15 protein-coding genes are annotated in these 17,256 nt (G+C 62.4%); 9 read left to right on the top strand and 6 right to left on the bottom strand.

The window, feature by feature from the left end:
• Window positions 1-105 precede the first annotated feature (105 nt).
• Window positions 106-624 carry an SRPBCC family protein gene (locus DM868_RS04370; RefSeq protein ID WP_137275610.1) on the top strand — a complete coding sequence of 173 codons (519 nt, stop codon included), beginning with the start codon at window positions 106-108 and terminating at the stop codon, window positions 622-624.
• Window positions 625-653: 29 nt separating this feature from the next.
• On the opposite strand, the gene DM868_RS04365 is transcribed toward DM868_RS04370, so the two are convergent.
• On the bottom strand, window positions 654-1,541 hold the full coding sequence (locus DM868_RS04365; protein ID WP_137275609.1) for a mechanosensitive ion channel family protein: 888 nt from the start codon (window positions 1,539-1,541) through the stop codon (window positions 654-656).
• Between the two features lie 88 nt (window positions 1,542-1,629).
• On the opposite strand from DM868_RS04365, the gene coaBC reads away from it, so the two are divergent.
• The 8 genes from coaBC to DM868_RS04325 all read left to right on the top strand — a co-directional run bounded on the left by coaBC (window position 1,630) and on the right by DM868_RS04325 (window position 11,077).
• Window positions 1,630-2,784: a bifunctional phosphopantothenoylcysteine decarboxylase/phosphopantothenate--cysteine ligase CoaBC gene (gene coaBC, locus DM868_RS04360; RefSeq protein ID WP_137275608.1), complete on the top strand. Its 1,155-nt coding sequence runs from the start codon at window positions 1,630-1,632 to the stop codon at window positions 2,782-2,784.
• Window positions 2,785-3,102: 318 nt separating this feature from the next.
• Window positions 3,103-3,963, top strand: coding sequence for a hypothetical protein (locus DM868_RS04355; protein WP_137275607.1), 861 nt, complete (start codon window positions 3,103-3,105; stop codon window positions 3,961-3,963).
• Window positions 3,960-4,187: a DUF7385 family protein gene (locus DM868_RS04350; RefSeq protein ID WP_137275606.1), complete on the top strand. Its 228-nt coding sequence runs from the start codon at window positions 3,960-3,962 to the stop codon at window positions 4,185-4,187. Before DM868_RS04355 ends, DM868_RS04350 begins: the two co-directional genes overlap by 4 nt.
• Before the next feature lie 280 nt (window positions 4,188-4,467).
• Window positions 4,468-6,021 (top strand): FlaD/FlaE family flagellar protein, encoded by a 1,554-nt coding sequence (locus DM868_RS04345; RefSeq protein WP_137275605.1) that lies wholly within the window; start codon window positions 4,468-4,470, stop codon window positions 6,019-6,021.
• Window positions 6,022-6,030: 9 nt separating this feature from the next.
• A complete protein-coding gene (locus tag DM868_RS04340) occupies window positions 6,031-6,786 on the top strand; it encodes an ATPase domain-containing protein (protein WP_137275604.1) in 756 nt (251 codons plus the stop codon).
• 2 nt (window positions 6,787-6,788) lie between these two features.
• Window positions 6,789-8,462 carry a type II/IV secretion system ATPase subunit gene (locus DM868_RS04335; protein WP_137275603.1) on the top strand — a complete coding sequence of 558 codons (1,674 nt, stop codon included), beginning with the start codon at window positions 6,789-6,791 and terminating at the stop codon, window positions 8,460-8,462.
• Window positions 8,463-8,465: 3 nt separating this feature from the next.
• Entirely contained in the window at window positions 8,466-10,196 is a 1,731-nt protein-coding gene (gene flaJ / locus DM868_RS04330; protein WP_137275602.1) for an archaellar assembly protein FlaJ, read from the top strand.
• A complete protein-coding gene (locus DM868_RS04325; protein WP_137275601.1) occupies window positions 10,193-11,077 on the top strand; it encodes a CheF family chemotaxis protein in 885 nt (294 codons plus the stop codon). The genes flaJ and DM868_RS04325 overlap by 4 nt, the downstream gene beginning before the upstream one ends.
• A 65-nt stretch (window positions 11,078-11,142) precedes the next feature.
• Here the strand turns inward: DM868_RS04325 and DM868_RS04320 are convergent, their stop codons facing one another.
• Genes DM868_RS04320 through cheB form a run of 5 tightly spaced genes read right to left on the bottom strand, consistent with a single transcriptional unit; the run spans window position 11,143 to window position 17,242 of the window.
• Window positions 11,143-12,006 carry a CheF family chemotaxis protein gene (locus DM868_RS04320; protein ID WP_137275600.1) on the bottom strand — a complete coding sequence of 288 codons (864 nt, stop codon included), beginning with the start codon at window positions 12,004-12,006 and terminating at the stop codon, window positions 11,143-11,145.
• The gene (locus tag DM868_RS04315; RefSeq protein ID WP_137275599.1) at window positions 12,003-13,325 is read right to left on the bottom strand and encodes a HEAT repeat domain-containing protein; all 1,323 of its coding nucleotides are present in this window, start codon (window positions 13,323-13,325) and stop codon (window positions 12,003-12,005) included. The genes DM868_RS04320 and DM868_RS04315 overlap by 4 nt, the downstream gene beginning before the upstream one ends.
• A 1-nt stretch (window position 13,326) precedes the next feature.
• Complete coding sequence (locus DM868_RS04310) at window positions 13,327-14,142, bottom strand: CheR family methyltransferase (protein ID WP_137275598.1); 816 nt, start codon at window positions 14,140-14,142, stop codon at window positions 13,327-13,329.
• Entirely contained in the window at window positions 14,139-16,151 is a 2,013-nt protein-coding gene (locus DM868_RS04305; protein WP_137275597.1) for a chemotaxis protein CheA, read from the bottom strand. Before DM868_RS04305 ends, DM868_RS04310 begins: the two co-directional genes overlap by 4 nt.
• A complete protein-coding gene (gene cheB / locus DM868_RS04300; protein WP_137275718.1) occupies window positions 16,148-17,242 on the bottom strand; it encodes a chemotaxis-specific protein-glutamate methyltransferase CheB in 1,095 nt (364 codons plus the stop codon). Before cheB ends, DM868_RS04305 begins: the two co-directional genes overlap by 4 nt.
• Window positions 17,243-17,256: the final 14 nt, after the last annotated feature.

Genomic DNA, 17,256 nt, shown 5'->3' with positions numbered 1-17,256 from the left:
AGATACTGCCTCCCGTCATCAGACAGAGAGTCGGCTGTCTTCGCACGCCGCAGGTCCGTCACTCCGCGGCCGAAAGCTTACCACACCTCCACACCACGTGACCGTGTGGAGCGAGTCGAAGTCAGTACCGTCGTCTACGTGCCGCCCGAGGAGGTCTATGAGTTCCTGTTGGCCTTCCGCCGCTATGCGAACTACTCGGAGCATCTCCGATCGGTCAGACAGTTCGGCGATGGCGGGCCGGGCACCGAGTACGAACTCACGTTCGCGTGGTGGAAACTCACGTACACCGCTCGCTCGAAGGTCACCGAAGTCGACTCGCCGAACCGCATCGAGTGGGGAGTAACGAAAGATATCGACGCCGCTGGCCGGTGGCTCGTCAAACCGCTCGTGGACACCGACGGCGAAGCCGAGGAGGTCGAAACCGAGGTAACCTTTGTCGTCGAGTACGCCCCCGGTTCGACCGACGACGGAATCGTCGACCTCCCGCGATTCGTCTCGCTCGGCTGGGTCGTCGAGAAGATCAAACCGAAGATCCGCGCGGAGGCCGAACGGATCGTCCGGCGGGTGGTGGCCGATCTCGAAGGCGAAGAGCGCGACGTCGAGTTGCGGATCGAGACGCGTTGAGTCGGGCCACCGCGGGTTCTCAGCGCTCACTACCCGTCCGGGGGCGGTGACTCTGTCGCGCTATCCGCCACGGTGACTTCCCCGGAGAGCAACTGCGCAGAGGGGGGTGCGATCGTGATTCCTTCCTCGTCGAACCGATGCTTCACCGCTCGGCGGAAGTCGGAGCGAACCACGGGGACGTCTCTGCGTCGCGGATCCCCGATCCAAAACGCCGCCTGCACCGTGATCGCGTTCTCCCCGAGTTCGAGAATCCGCGCGTTCGGCGCTGGCTCGTCGAGGATCGACTCGTGGTCGATCGCGACCCGCTGGAGCTCCAGCAGCGCCCGCTCGGTATCTTCGTAGTAAGCGACGTACACCCGCTCCGTAATCCGATACCGATCGCGTCCGTAGGGTCGGGTGATCGCGTTGCTCGTGAGCTCCGTGTTGGGTACCGAGACGGTCTCGTGATCCGGCGTTCGCACTCTGGTGACGCGGAAGTCGACCGCTTCGACGGTCCCCTCCCCGCCCGGCCACTCGATCCAGTCGCCCACGTTGAAATCCGGGTCGGCGACGAGGAACATCCCGCTAATGAGCGATCCGAACACCTGCTGTCCGGCGATCCCGAGGACGAACGTGAGTGCCGCGATGATGACCGCCGACTCCGAGAGCACCCGTCCGTAACCGGCGGCGATGATGCCCGTCAGCGTCGCGAATCCGATCACGACCACCCGAAAGTACGTTTTCGTGGCCGTCTCGATTGTGGGGTTGTTTCGGTTGCGCGATCTGACCACTCGGGTGGCGAACGGGATGAGAAACACCTGGCCGACGAAGTAGATGATCCCAAACCCCACGACGAACCAGAACAGCTCCGACAACACCTGATCGTACGCCGATAGGATGCCCGCGAGCCAGTCGGGCGGGAAACTCTGGCCGATCATGTACTGAGGTTTGAACGCACCTATAAAAGTAACCCACCGCCGACCGCAGTCACGATGGTTTTTAACCGGGGGCATCGAACCCCCATCGATGCTCGCGGGCACAAACGTCGCCTTGGGCGTGTCGGGTTCCATCGCGGCGGTCAAGACGGTCGAGTTGGCCCACGAACTCCGGCGGCAGGGCGCCGAGGTTCGGGCCGTGATGACGGACGCTGCACGGGGGATCATCCACCCGTGGTCGCTGGAGTTCGCGACCGAGAACCCGGTCGTCACCGAGATCACCGGCTCGGTCGAACACGTCGAGCTGTGCGGCTACGACGGCTGGGCCGACGTCCTCTTGCTCGCCCCCTCGACCGCGAACACGATTGGGAAGGTCGCCGCCGCCGTGGACGACACCCCTGTGACCACGACGGCGACGACGGCGCTCGGGGCCGACGTGCCAGTCGTCGTCGCCCCGGCGATGCACGAACCCATGTACGACCATCCGGGCGTCCTGGAGGCGATCGAGCGCCTGGAGTCGTGGGACGTCGCGTTCGTCGAGCCGCGGATCGAGGAGGGGAAGGCCAAGATCGCGACCGAGGGGGCGATGGTGCTCGACGTCGCGCGGGCGGTGGGCATACGACCGCTCGCCGGGAAGCGCGTCGTCGTGACCAGCGGTGCGACGACCGAGGCGGTCGATCCGGTTCGCGTGCTCTCGAACCGGGCCTCGGGACGCACCGGACGGGCGGTGGCGAAGGCCTGCTACGTCCGCGGCGCGGACGTGACGCTCGTCCACGACGGCGCGGCGGTGCCGTACGCCGACACGATCGCCGTCGAGAGCGCGACCGAGATGCTCGACGCCGTGCGGTCGGCGGTCGAGGACGGGGCTGACGCGCTCGTGTCGGCAGCCGCGATCGGCGATTACACGGTCGACACCGCGGCCGAGAAGATCCGCTCCGGGCGGGAACTCACGCTCGATCTCGAACCGACGCCGAAGCTAATCGACACGATCCGAACCGAACATCCGGAGCTCCCGATCGTCGGGTTCAAACTCGAGACCAGCGGCGACGACGCGATGATCGAGCAGGCCAGAAAGACGCTCGACCGCGCCGAATTGACGTTCGTCGTCGCCAACGACGCCAGCGTCATGGGATCGGATCGGACGCGCGTGTTGTTCGTTTCAGCCGACGATGTCGCCGAACACGAGGGCGACAAGGAGGCTATCGGCGAGCGGATCGCGGACGCGCTGGCCGACGAGTTGGCGTGATCGGGTGCAGGCGATCGTCGTGGTGCCAGGGAACGTCCGGTCGCGACTACCACGATCGATTCCGTTCCGCCGACCGACTCGTCCAGCTCGACCGCCAGCAGCGGTGCGCCGGTCTTCAGCGTGTACGTGTGCTCTGTGACCGTCCCAACTCGCGGTCCGCCGTCGACCGAGACCCAGTCGCGGCGTCCGTCCATACGCGCACTTGTCGCACCGTCCCGGTGTACCCATCGATCTAAGCTCGATTGGTTCGCCCGCATCTACCGTTTCCGCGGCTGAAACGACCCAAACCGCTATCACCGGGTCTTCGGTACTACGGGTATGGCGACGGGATCGGCAACCGACGAGACCTCCGAGCGATTCGGACGGGTACCGTCGGTTCGAGCGGGTGGCCGGGCGCTCCTCTCGGCGCTCGTGTCGGCCCCCGGACGGAGCACGGCGACGATGCTCGTGGCGGTTCCGTACCTGTGGTTGGGGTACTACGTCGTCGGCACCGTCAGCGGTCGACTCGGCGACGTCATCGTGGGCGGCGATTGGTTGACGCTCATGTTCACGGCGTACGCGCTGTTTTCGTCGCTCGCGCTCGCACACCGAATCCTCCAGATCGGGCTGACGGGATTGACCGTCGAGTATCTCCTCGATACCGTCGTCCTGACCTGGCTCACGGCGTTTTATTTCGTCTGGATGCTAGCGCGGGAGCCGGTCGCCACGAGCACGTCGGTGACGGAACTGTACGCGCCGATCCTCGCTCGGGAGGGGGCAGCGGTCCTCTTTGCGGGTACCGCCGGTCTTACTGCGATCGTCGCTGCCGGAATCATCCTCGTTCCCCGCCCCGAGAGCCGACCGTTCAAGAATCAGTTCCGGACCGCGCTCGTGACGTACCCCGTCGCCGTCACGGCGCTGGTGTTGCTGTTTCGGCCGGGGGCCGAGTCGTTGCTTTGGCCCCTCGTCGTCGGGATCTTCATCGGGACGCTCGTCGGTGGCGTCGGACGAATTCACGCGATCACGGGCGCGATCGCGAAGGGGAGCTTTGCGGCGCTGTCGCTCGGCGTGTGGGCCGTCGGTGCGCTCGGGTGGCTCGTCGTCTACCGGCGACGGCCACCGACGGATCACGTCATTCTCGACCACGCAGGATGGGGGCGCGAAGACACGACCGACCGTCGAGAGGACCCCCGTAGATGACGGCGCTCGACATTCACGCCGAGCGCCATCGACTCAAACAGCTCACCGACGACGGCGACGGAACGCTGTTCGAAAACCGTGACGGCGTCGACTGTCCCGCGTGTGGCGCGCAGTTCGTGCGGATGTTCGCCACCACGCGGCGGACCGTCTCGTTCCCGGAGAACGACGGCTCGCGGTTCTGTTTCGTCAGGAGCGACGAGACAGTCCAACTGTTCAGACATTGAGCGATCACCGTGTCGATTTATACGCTTGGGCCGCAGTAAGACGGTCGACGGAGTTCGCCGATTGCACCGATAAATCGGCATACTGCAGCCCTGTCTAACTTCGATTTCATCGGCGACACGGGCGCCGAAACGCCCCAAACTTAATTAGTGGATATGGACGTACGCGAAAGCAGCACGGCCATGGGCGACCCTCCCCCGTCGGGATCCCCGACGCGGGCGTCGTCCACGGGGTGGTATCGGCACAGAACCGAACCGGCCCGGGCTACACGAGGAACTCACAATGATCGATAATCTACTCGGCGGCGGCGATGACGACGATGATCCCGGAGAGAGCGACGTCGACGACATGGACGGTGGGCTCTTCGACGACGGCGACGATCTGATGGGTGACGGGGACGATCTGATGGGTGACGGGGACGATCTGATGGGTGATGATGATGAGTTGATGGGCGACGACATGGGATTCGACGACATGGACGGTGGGGGCGCAGCGACGTCGGCGGAGGTCGACAACCGGATCGACGAACTCGAAAACGAAGTCGCGTCGCTATCTTCGACGGTCAACACGGTCAAAAGCGAGAACGAGCAGATAAGCGAGTCGGTCGGTAACGTCGAGGAGAACGTCCGAAAGCTGCTCGAGGTGTACGAGATGGTGACGCGCGGCGTGAACCCTTTCATCGACGAGAGCGACATGGGCGATGGCTTCGGCAGCGGAACGATCGGTGACGGCTCGATGGGGCTGTTTGGCGACGACGAGGAGGAATCGGAGATCGACAGCTCGGTCGCGGATGCGAGCGCAGACGAGTTCTTCGACGAGGATTTCGAGGACGGGGAGGAGGACGACTTTGATGACTTCGATGATTTCGACGATGACGGGGGGTTCGACGACGAACTGGAGGACGACTTCGACGGGGATTTTGAAGATGACTTCGACGAAGAGTTCGAGGATGATGAAAGCGAAGACGGCGGAAAGTCCTTCGAGGAACTCAAAGCGGAATACGATTCAGGGGAGGCTGAGTGGGACGACGAAGCGGCAACGGACGCTGACGAGCTGGACGATACTGAAACGGACGATCCGGAAATCGGTGAGGATAATTCGGATTTCGATACATCGGCCTCCGACCCCGATCCGAATCTCGATGACCGTAATGACGAGGGAGATATCGACGCCACCGACAATGACGAGGGAGATATCGACGCCACCGACGATGACGAGGGAGGTATTGACGCTATCGACGACGAAGCGGACTCGTCGACGGTCGGTACCGATTCGCCGATCGACGGCGGGAAGCCCTACCTCGAAGCGTTGCCGTCGGGGTACGCCGCCGATATCGTCGTCATGGACTGGCTCGAATTCCTCGTCGAAGAGGCTGGCGTCGACGGGGCGGCTCGAACGATCGCGTACTACGAGACTATAGAGTGGATCGACACTGTGGCCGCCGACGCGCTGCAGACGTTTTTGAACGGCTTCGGTGGCGGAGTCGAGGCTGCCCCCGACCCGCAGTCCTCGTTGACTGTAGAACACCACAACGCGAGCCTCCGATACATCAGCCGTATCGCGAACCCGGACATGGGGATGGTCGCCTTCGACGAGCGAACCGATCGAGGGGGACCTCACGCGAGAAGCGGTATGGGGCGAAGTGGGAGGTATGCCGAACGATCGTTCGATCCGAGCGGACGAGAGCCTGCGAACCGGGAAGTCGAATCCGACGGCGGGCGTGAGATCGACGGATCGGATGACCCCCGAATCATGCGACACTGTCCACCGGATCGCTCCGAGCACGACGAACGGAACGCCGGGGGATTCGACTGGCGCGACGACAACGTTGAGTGACGCGACATCATGCAAAATACACGAAACATACGATCGCTCGGACTCGACGATCACGACCGACTGAACAAAGAGCTCGGCGGGGGGATTCCGCGCGGAAGTATCGTCCTCATGGAGGGTGATTACGGTGCCGGGAAGAGCGCGATCTCTCAGCGGATGGCCTACGGATTCTGCCAGGAGGAGACGAGCGTGAGTGTCCTCTCGACGGAACTGACCATCGGGGGCTTCCTCGACCAGATGAACTCGCTGTCGTACGACGTCGTCGACCACATCCTCAACGAGCGGCTGTTGTTTCTCCACGCCAACCTCGATACCGGTGGCGTCCTCTCCGGTGGTGGCGAGGAGAATCGAATGGATCTCCTCACCAGACTGATGGAAGCAAAGACGATGTGGATGGCCGACGTGGTCGTTATCGATACCTTCGATGCGATCCTTCGAAACGACCCGACGTTCGAGGCGTTGATCCGCAAAAACGAGGAGCGACAAGCCGCACTGGAGATCATCTCCTTTTTCCGCGACATGATCTCCGAGGGGAAGATCATCGTCCTGACGGTCGATCCCTCGACCGTCGACGGTGATGCGATCGGACCGTTTCGAGCGATCGCGGACGTGTTCTTCGAACTGGAGATGGTCGAAGTCGGCAACGACGTTCGGCGACAGATCTCGGTCAAGCGGTTCGCGGGAATGGGCGAGCAGGTGGGTGATTCGATCGGCTACTCCGTTAGATCGGGTACCGGAATCGTCATCGAAAGTCGAAGTGTCGCCTGATAATGACCGAACATGGAACAGCCCAACCGTCCGACGAACTCAGACAGGCCGCGGCAAACAGACCGCACCTCTGGGAGCATCTGAAGAAATTCAAACAGATAACCGGGGAGTTTCCCCTGTTCATAGAGGAGGCTGACGGCGAGTACGAGACGAATCGGCCGAACGTTCTCTACCCGGTCGGGGGGCCGATATACTGTCACATCTACGGTGACGTCGGCCGCGACATGAAGTACTACGCGATCGAGCCGACTCTCTCGGGGGACGAAATGCAGATCTTCGAAGGGGTAAAAGACGAACTGCTGCGGCGCAGCGTCACGAAGAAGGCTCCGACGGGGGAGTCCGAATACGGCGACCAAATCGAGGAATTGCTCGCGGAGTCGACGCGAGTGGATGGGCGGGAGCCAGCGGACCTCCTCGAACGAATTCGGTTCAAGATCGACCCGAATATCACGGAGGTCTCACAGGCGACGTTCGAGAACATCCGATACCGGCTGAACCGTGATATCGTCGGCCTCGGTCCGCTCGAACCGGTCATGCGCGATCCGGCTAACGAGGACATTCACGTCATCGGTCCCAGCGAGTGTTACGTCGATCACGAGGTCTACGGGATGGTGAAGACGACGGTCGACTTCGGAACAGAAGCCGAGTTCGACAGCTGGCTGCGAAACATGGGCGAGCGGATCGGCGATCCGCTGAGCGACTCCGATCCGATCGTCGACTCGACGCTCCCCGACGGCTCCCGGCTGAACGTCATTTACAGCGATGACGTGAGTCTGAAGGGCCCGAGCCTGACAATCCGACAGGGGAGCGAGGTGCCGCTGTCGGTCAACCAGATCACGAACTGGGGAACGCTGTCGCCCGAACTCGCGGCATACCTGTGGCTCTGTCTGGAGAACGAACAGACGGTGTTCGTCGTCGGCGAGACGGCCTCCGGGAAGACGACGACGCTGAACAGCATCATGTCGTTCATCCCGCGGGACTCGAAGATCTACTCGGCAGAGGACACCGCGGAAGTGATGCCGCCACACGACACGTGGCAGCAACTGCTCACCCGCGAGGGCGGCGGCGAGGACTCCCAAGACGTCGATATGTTCAATCTCGTCGAGGCTGCGCTTCGATCCCGCCCCGAATACATCATCGTGGGCGAGGTCCGAGGCGAGGAGGGACGAATGGCGTTTCAGGCCGCCCAGACCGGCCACCCGGTGATGTTGACCTTCCACGCGTCGGACATCGTCTCGATGATCCAGCGTTTCACCGGTGAACCGATCAACGTCCCTGAGACGTTCATGGATAACGCCGACGTGGCGTTGTTCCAGAACCGAGTCAAGCAGGGTGACGACGTGCTTCGGCGAGTGACGAGCGTGCAGGAGATCGAAGGGTACTCCAAGGAGATGGAGGGCGTCGTCACTCGGCAGGTGTTCTACTGGGACCCCGTCGAGGACGAAATCGTCTTTCAGGGGATGAACAACTCCTACGTGTTGGAGGATCAAATCGCCGAGCTACTCGGATACCCGGACACGCGGAAGATCTACGACGATCTCCAGTACCGCGCGGACATCATCGAGCGGATGATTCAAGAGGACATTCTCGGGTACCACGAGGTCAACCAGGCGATTGAGGCGTTCCAGCGCGACGGAATCGAGGGACTTCCGTTCACGGTTCCGCGGAGGGACTGACGGATGGGCACTGCCGGACGAACTGTTCAGGTGACCGAGCTCGTCAGTTCGATCCTCGACGCGTACGATCGGATGGAGATGGAGTCGCGGACGTACGTTCTCGCCGTGCTCCTTCCCACGACAGTGCTTTTCATCGGAACGATCACGCTCGCGATCGTCTGGGAGACGTTGTTTATCGTCCAGGTGTTGTTGCCCGTCCTCGGGGCGGTTTTTCTTCTCACCGGCGTGGCGTATCCGAAACTGGCGGTCGATCGGCGGCGGATCGAGATGGAGAATCGGTTCCACCTGATGGTCACGCACATGACCGTCCTCTCGACGACGAATATCGATCGCATGGAGGTGTTCCGCAAACTCGCGAACGAGGATGAGTACGGGGAGTTAACCGTCGAGAACAGACGCGTCGTTCAGCTCGTCGATACGTGGAATCAGAGCCTCGACGACGCCTTGAGACGGCGTGCTAAGGAGGTCCCGAGCGATTCGCTGACCGACTTATTCGACCGACTCGCATACACGTTGGGGGCGGGCCAAGAGATGTCGGATTTCCTCTTCGAAGAGCAGACCGTCATCATCGAGAACTACTCCACGATCTACGAGCAGTCCCTGGAAAATCTCGATGTAATGAAGGATCTCTATCTGTCGATGGTCCTCTCGATGACGTTCGCGTTGGTCTTCGCCGTCGTGCTCCCGATCCTGACCGGAACGAACCCGACGTGGACGGTCGCGGCGGTCATCGCCATGTTCGTGTTCGTCCAGATCGGGTTCTTTCTCGTCATTCGTGCGGTCGTTCCCTACGATCCGCTCTGGTATATCGAGGAGGGCTACAGAACGCGGTCGAAGCAGCTGCTCGTCGGGAGCTCGGCCGTCGCAGTGGCCGGGTTTTTACTGATCGTACTCTCGATGCTCGCGAGCACGTTCGGCGTTGCGCCGTTTACCACGTTGGTACCGATGGAATCGATCCCGACACCGCTGTATCTTGCGATTCCGACGCTTCCGTTTCTGTTTCCGGCGCTCGTCTTTCGGCGGGAAGAAAAGGCGATCGTAGATCGGGACACCGAGTTTCCGAGTTTTATCCGCGCTCTCGGAGCTAGCGAGAGCGCGAAACAGTCGACGACCTCAGTGGTGTTGAGAACCCTCCGAAAGAAGGACTTCGGGGCGTTGACGCAAAACCTCAACGACCTGTATCGACGGCTGAACATGCGCATCGACACCGAGAGCGCGTGGCGATATTTCGCCGAGGATACGAACTCGTACATCATCCAGAAGTTCAGCGAGATGTACCTTATCGGCCGCGAGATGGGTGGTAATCCGAAAGTACTCGGCGAGTTGATCAGCCAGAACATGAATCAACTCGCCCAGCTGAGAGAGCGACGGCGACAGGTGACCGTGACGCTAATCGGGCTGTTGTACGGCATCAGCGCAGCATCGGCGTTCGCGTTCTTTACCGGGCTCGAGGTCGCAGTGATAATGTCCGGATTCGACATCGACATTGGAAGCAGCGCCGCCAGCTTCGGGCAACTCCTGCACACGGACATGTATAACGTGCCGCTTCTCAGATATCTGTTGCTCCTCATTTTACTTTTTAACGGAGTTATCTCCTCGCTGACGATCCGAACCGCCGACGGCGGACACTACGGAAACGCGTTCCTCCACTTCGTCGCGCTGATATGGGTCGGCTGCCTCACGGCCGTCGCGACCGAATCGCTGATTAGCGTGCTCCTAGATGTGGACGTATGAGCGGGGACGAACGCGCCGTCGCCGATTTCGTCGGGCGATTTGTGAGGAACCCGTCGGCCGGGTCCATCGAACATCCCGAGACCGGTCGTATCGTGATGAGCCAAATGCGGCTCGTGATCGCGGGTGACGACGAAAAGCTAACGACCCCACTATCGAACGTTGTCGATGTCGTCGTCGGGAACGCTCCACCGGATCTCCGGGATATGTTCGACTCCGCCGTGACCGTCGGATACCGGGCAGACGGAGACAGGGTCGAAACGGTCGTCATCGAGGGGGGCTCGGAGACGATCGAACGGTTCCGGACGGTCCTGTTCAGATGTCTCCTCGGTGGGACGAAAGCCTATATCAGGCATCCAGCTCAGGTTGGCGGGCGCGTAACCGATACCCCAATAAAAAAGGCGAAGTTATCCATATCGTCCGACGGCGTCGCATTCAAAACGGGGACGGCGACGTTTCGGATCGCGATCGAAAACGTCATTGGCTTCGAACGCGCCGATCGATCGATCGGCGGTGGAGACGGCCCGACGCTACTGATCAGACACGCCGACGACGGAGAGGTGACAACCTCGCTCGTCTCCCCGCTTTCGACCCGACGACTGAACATTCTCGGCCGATATCTCCGTATCGAGTACGGGACGCTCCTGAGCGACGTAGCCGAGATTGATCTCAGCGAGTCCGAAACACGGTTGTTGGTCGCCGTGTACGCAACCGGCGGCGATATCGACTTCGCGAGCGTCCTCGACGGGGATGCCGCCCGAGCGACGAACGCCGTGAACGCCCTCCGCGAGAAGGAACTGATCGAGGACGGGCCGACGGGTCTTTCGCTGACGACGCACGGCCAAGTCATGGTGAACCAGCGACTCGAGGACGTAAACGTCTGACTTTCGCGACGAGGTCGGAATGCTATGGCGATGAAAAACGCGGCGGTCGTCCCGGATCGGGAGCGTTATTGCTGGTTCATGGATTCGCTCGCGATGTTTCTTCCCCGTGGCTTCAGCGCGACTTCGCGCCGAATCCGGACCTCCTGGAGCACGTCTAACTCGACGAGTTCTTCGTAGATCGATTCGACTTCGTCGGGGTCCATATCGAGAAACTCCGGGACCTCGAAGGACGAAACACCCGAATACAGCGCCATCAACACCTCGGTTTCGGCCGTGCTCAGATCGATCGACGAAGAGTTCCGATCGGCACCGCGACGGAGCACCGACCCCAACACCGAGCAGTGTTTTTCGTTCCCTGAGAGGTACGTCTCGACGCTCGTTCCGTCCTCCGTGTGTTCGGCCTCGAGAACCGGACGCTCCTTCGATCGAACGGATCTGGAATCCCGCTCGACGGTCCCGACGTCGTCGATTTCTATCGGGATGAATGAGCCGTCCTCGACGGCGAGGTTGACGGCACCGTCACCGAGTTTCACGCGGGCTTTCTTCCAGTTGACGCTCTGGACGACGCCCCCCTCGATGGCCGGGTGCTTGACGAGGACCATACTGCCGTCGACGATCGTCTTGTGCAGCGTACGCTCGAACTCTTCGGAGTCACCGGTCGAAACCACGTAGACGTCTCGGCCGACCCGAATACTCACATAGTTTGAGACCTGTGCAATCGCCTTGTTGACGTCGTATCGTCCCTCGACCGTGTCGATATTCGAGACCGAGACCGTCCGCTTTCCGTTCGCCCCAGCGAGGATGATCCGCCGGTTAGAGAGGAGTATTCGCCCATCCGTCCAGTCGACGTCGGTGGTCTTCGAGCCGTCCCGAACGACCTGTGCGAACCGTCCGGTCGTATCGAGCAGTTTTCGCTCCGATCTGCTCACTGGCGACCACCTCCGCCGAGCCCCCCGAGTTTCGAGAGCGCCGAAAACGCCCCCTCGCGGAGCTCGTCGTGTTCGGTGCTGTCGACCAAGTCCTCGAGCTCCGATCGCGTTTTCTCTCCGCCGATTTTACCGAGGACGAAAAGCGCCTTCGACCGCGCTTCGAGGGGCGCACTGGGATCGATACACAGCTCCAGTAGCTCGGATTCGAGTGACGGACCGGAAAGCCGTGCTAGACTCGTCGCCGCGAACTGTGCCGTCATCGTATCGTCGTCACTCAGCGCGTCGACGAGCGCCGTCCGAGCCGTTGGCTCGTACTCGTCTCCGAGGACGCGACCCAGGAGCCACGCGGCGTTCCGTCGTTGTGGCGCGCCCGAGCTCTCGGTCAGTATTTCTGCGAGCGGCGGTATGACATCGTCTGCAGTCGCCGAACCGAGTCGATCCGCGGCGGCGTTTCGCACGTCATGACTCTGCTGTGGGGGAGCGTTTGACAGAGTCTCGACCAACGAGAACATCGCGGTCCGGCGGACCGTCTCGTCGTCGTCTCCCAGTAGCCTGACCAGTGTGTCGACGGGCGTGACGTTGCCAAACTGTCCGAGCGCATCCGCGACGACGCGACGGATCGTCACAGTTTCATCGTCGGCTGCCTCCAGCAGGACGCTCAATGCGCCCTCCGTTCCGATCTCACCGAGGGCGTCCGCCGCGCCCCGCCGAACGTCGACGCTCGGATCGTCGTGAAGGCGGTCTTCGAGCGCTTCGACGGCCTGTGGATCGCCGATGCGGCCGCAGGCGACAGCCGATCGAGCCCGCACCCGTGAATCGGGATCCGAGAGTCGTTTTACCAGCGCGGGCGTCGCCTTCGAGTCACCGATTCGCCCCAGTCCGCTCGCGGCGGCCATCCTGAGCTCGGGGCGGTTATCCGAGAGCGATTCGACGTACGCCTGTGCGGTAACCCACTCGGCCGCCGACCCCAGATCCGTCTCGGAAAGCTCATCGATCACCCGCTCGAGCGACTCCGCCCCGTGTTTATCAAGTGCATCGATCGCCGCCGCTCGAACCTTCTTGTTCGAATCGTCGGTGACCGTAGAGACCAGTACGTCGATGACGGAAGATCGATCTGAATCCCCCTCGTTCAGTTCCGGATCGGTCGAAATCGATGTATCCTCACCCACCAAGAGGTCGTCATTGTCGAAGTCTTCGGACTCGAACAGGCCGCCGATAATCTGGGCGGCTCGAAGCCGGATGGAGGGATTCCCGCTCCGCTCCAGCGTCTCGGTGAGGGTCTCGAGGTCACCGTCGCGCTCCAACTGATACAGCGACATCTCAGTCCCTCCGGTAGATATGCGCCCCTCTGTCGTACGCCTCGTAGTGTTCTCTGAACGAGTGCGGGAGCGTCTCGGATTTGCCGATCGTCAAGAATCCGCGATCGTTGAGGGCGCTGGTAAGCATCTCGAAGATCGGCTCCTTGTACGACCGATCGATGTATATCAGCAGGTTCCGACAGAGGACGAGGTCGTAGCCGCGCTTTCGGGGGCCGCTTATGAGATCGTGCTGTTCGAACGAGACCATGCGTTTGACCGACGGCCGGATGGAGAACGACCGGTCGCCGTCGATATCGACGTGTTCAGCCGGGGACGAAAGCGACGCGAGTTGGCTCTCGATGTCCGTCGTCCGGGTTGATTCGTACACGCCAGCGCGGGCCGTTTCAAGAATCTCAGCGTCGATGTCCGTGGCGGTAATTTCGATCGATTGCTCCCGGATCTCGGGGTCGTCCCGCGCCAGCATCGCGATCGAATACGGCTCCCGGCCGTCTGCGCAGGCTGCGCTCCAACACTGGACGGTACGTTTCGACGCGGTTAGCTCGCGAAGCACGTCTCGGAGGCGCTCCCACACCTCGGGGTTTCGGAAGAAACTCGTGACGTTGATGCTCAGCGCGTCCAACAGCGCCTCGCGTTCGTCGCCGTCCGTCGAGAGTACGTCGAGGTACCCCGTGTACGCCGAGCAGTCGGTCCGTCGCATCCGCGCCGAGATCCGTCGGTCGAGATACGACTCGTTGTACGAAGAGGGCTCGAACGCCATGCTGTCGTCGATATATTCGATGACGGCCGACAGCCCCCGATCGGTTCCGGTACGGTTCATTCTTCGAGACTCACCACGTCGAGGATCGGAACGATGTTTCCGTCGCCCAAGATGGCCGTGCCGCCGATACCGGGTATCCCGCTCAGTGGTCCTTCGAGCGGCTTGACAACCACCTCCTCCTGATCACTGAACGAATCGCACCGAAGCGCAACCGGACGGACCGACTGCCGGATGCGAACGAGCATCTCGTCGTCGTCATCCGAGGCTTCAGCGAGCGTACCGCCGTCCGCGGCCAACGTTTCGCCGTCGGCGAACGCCGCCTCGCCGTCGAGATGGAGGGCGTCTCCCAGTTCGATGACCGGATACACCTCGTCGTCGTGTCTGACGACCTCGGTGCCGTGGACGGTCTCCGTCTCCGCCGCGTGCGTCAGCTCGTCGATGTTCTTGATCGGAATGCCGTACTCCCGGTCGCCGACCGCGACGAACAGCACATCGACGATGGCGACCGAGACGGGGAGTCGGAGTTCGACGGTGGTCCCCTCGCCGAGTGCGCTCTCGACGTTCACCGTCCCGTCGAGCTGTTCGACCGTGCTGTGAACGACGTCCATACCGACGCCCCGCCCGCTCACGTCGGTGACCTCTCCCGCGGTCGAGAACCCGGGATGGAAGACGAGATCGTACGCCTCGTCGTCCGACAGCGTTTCGGCCTCGGATCGGGGGATGACGTTCTCCTCGGCCGCCTTGGCTCGCATCTCGTCGGGATCGATTCCACCGCCGTCGTCCGACACGGCGATCGTCACGTGGTCTCGCTGTCGCGACGCGCGCAGTTCGATCGTCCCCTCGCGCGGTTTTCCGGCCGCTTCGCGTGCGTCCGGCGATTCGACGCCGTGATCGACGGCGTTTCGCAGGATGTGGATCAGCGGGTCCTCGATCTCGGTCAGGATCGACCGGTCGAGCTCGATGTCCTCGCCACGCATCTCGAAGGAGACGTCCTTGCCTTGGCTTCGCGCGACGTCACGGACGACGCGGGGGAGATTGCTCACGACGCGCCGAAGCGGGATCAACCGCATGTCCATGACGGTGTTTTGGAGCCGGGACGTCATCTTGTCGAAGTCGTTCAGGCTCGTCGAAGCCATCTCGGTGTCCCCCTCCTCGATCGCGCGTCTGATCGTGATTCGACCCGTCACCAGTTGCTCGACGAGCCCGTGCAGTTCGTCCAGTCGGTCGACGTCGACGCGGACCGACGAGATGTCGTTACCGCCGGTCGAACTGGTTGTGCGCTGATTCTCCTCGTCCCCGTCGTCGCCGGGTGGCGCGCTGTCGGGGGCGTCGGTGTCGGTCCTCGGCGTCCCCGTCGACACCTCGAACGACTCGACCGCACCGATACCGTCGAGCTCCTCACCGAAGGCATCGGCGGAGACATCGGGGACGAACACGTCGAAAGATCCGTCGTACGCCCCTTCTTCGACCTCATCCCGTGGCGGCACCGTCCGGAATTCCCCAAACGCGTCCGCAAGCGCTTCGAGGATCAACAGTGCGTCGACGCCCAGCATGCCCTCCGGATCGACACTGATCCGGCCGTGGGCGAACTTATCCGCGTCATCCATCGGCGGCGGTGAAACGGCGCTCGAAGCGCCCACTTCGGCCCCACTCGTCGAGTCGCCGGTATCGCTAGCAGCCTTGTGGGCGGCCCCAGCGTCGATCGCCGCCCGAAGTCGCGCCGTCGTCTCCACGGGGTCGGTCGCCGATTCACCGTCCCGATCGATCTCGCCGACGATCGTCTCGATTCGGTCGACGCCGTCGAACGCGGCGTCCATGATGTCGGGCGTGACCTCGATCTCGCCGCCGCGTATCTCGTCGAGGAGGTCCTCGAGCACGTGTGCGAGTTCGCTGGCGTTCGAAAAGCCCATCGCGCCGAAGTTCCCCTTCAACGTGTGCGCCGTTCTGAACACCGATTCGATCGCCTCGTCGTCGTCCGGATCGTCTTCGAGGGCGAGAAGCGCGTTGTTGAGATCGGTGATGTTCTCGCGACACTCGGAGACGAACGCGTGTATGTGGTCGTCGTTCATCGTGCCTCCCGCGTTGTGATGGTGTTCACGATCCCGGTAACGAGTTCCTCACGCGGCCGAACGTCGTCGGCTGCGCCCGTCTCGATGGTCCGCTTCGGCATCCCGAACACCGCCGATGTTCCCTCGTCCTGTGCGATCACCGCTCCGCCGGCCGCGCTGACCGCCCGCGCGCCCTCGGCACCGTCGGCGCCCATACCGGTCAGGATGGCGACCGAGAGTGGCCCGTCGACCCGCTCGGCGGCAGTGCGAAGCGTCACGTCCACCGCCGGTCTGACGCTGTGTACCGGCTCGCCCTCGGTGAGCGAGACGCGAATCCGTCCGCCACCGTAGCCCGAGACGCGGAGATGTTTGCCGCCGCGCGCGAGCAGTGCCTCGCCCCCACCGATCCGATCGCCGTCGGACGCCTCCCGAACCACGTACTCGCTGGCCTCGTCGAGCCGTTTGGCGAACCGACCGGTAAAGCCCTCCGGCATGTGCTGGACGATCAGAATGCGTAGATCGGCTTCGATCGGGAGTCCCGCGAGTACCTCCTCGACGACCGTCGGACCGCCGGTTGAGGCTCCGATAACGAGCGTCGGTCGTTCGAGGTATCGGGCTGAATCATGCGGGTCAGTCGATACGCTCACCCCCGACTCGACGGTCCGCTCCGGCGCAGACACGTCGACGCTCGCGACCGATCGAACGGTCGAAACCAGCACTTCCCGTTGTTTTTGTAGCCCGACCGACACCTCGCCGCTCGGTTTTTCGAAGAAATCGACCGCACCATTTTCCAGAGCCTCGAATGTCAACTCGGCGTCGTCGGCGGCGTATGCCGAGAGTATCAGTACGGGCGTCGGACACTCGGCCATGATCCGTTCGACTGCCTCGATGCCGTCGACGTCCGGCATTTTTAGATCCATCGTGACGACATCTGGGGCGTGGGCTTTGACGGCCTCGACGCCGCGCTCACCGTTCGATGCGGTCTCGACGACGGTGATCCCGCCCGCGTCGAGCATATCCGAGATCAGCGTTCGCATGAACTGGGAGTCGTCGACAACGACGGCTCGGACGCCGCGGTTTGACCTCGGTTCTGCGGCCTTCGTGGAGGTCATCTCTCCGGAAACAC

The sequence above is a fragment of the Natronomonas salsuginis genome, assembly GCF_005239135.1.
GTDB classification, from domain to species: Archaea; Halobacteriota; Halobacteria; order Halobacteriales; family Haloarculaceae; genus Natronomonas; species Natronomonas salsuginis.
The sequence above is the reverse complement of the archived record's forward strand: the minus strand, read 5'-3'. Positions and strand labels throughout refer to the sequence as shown.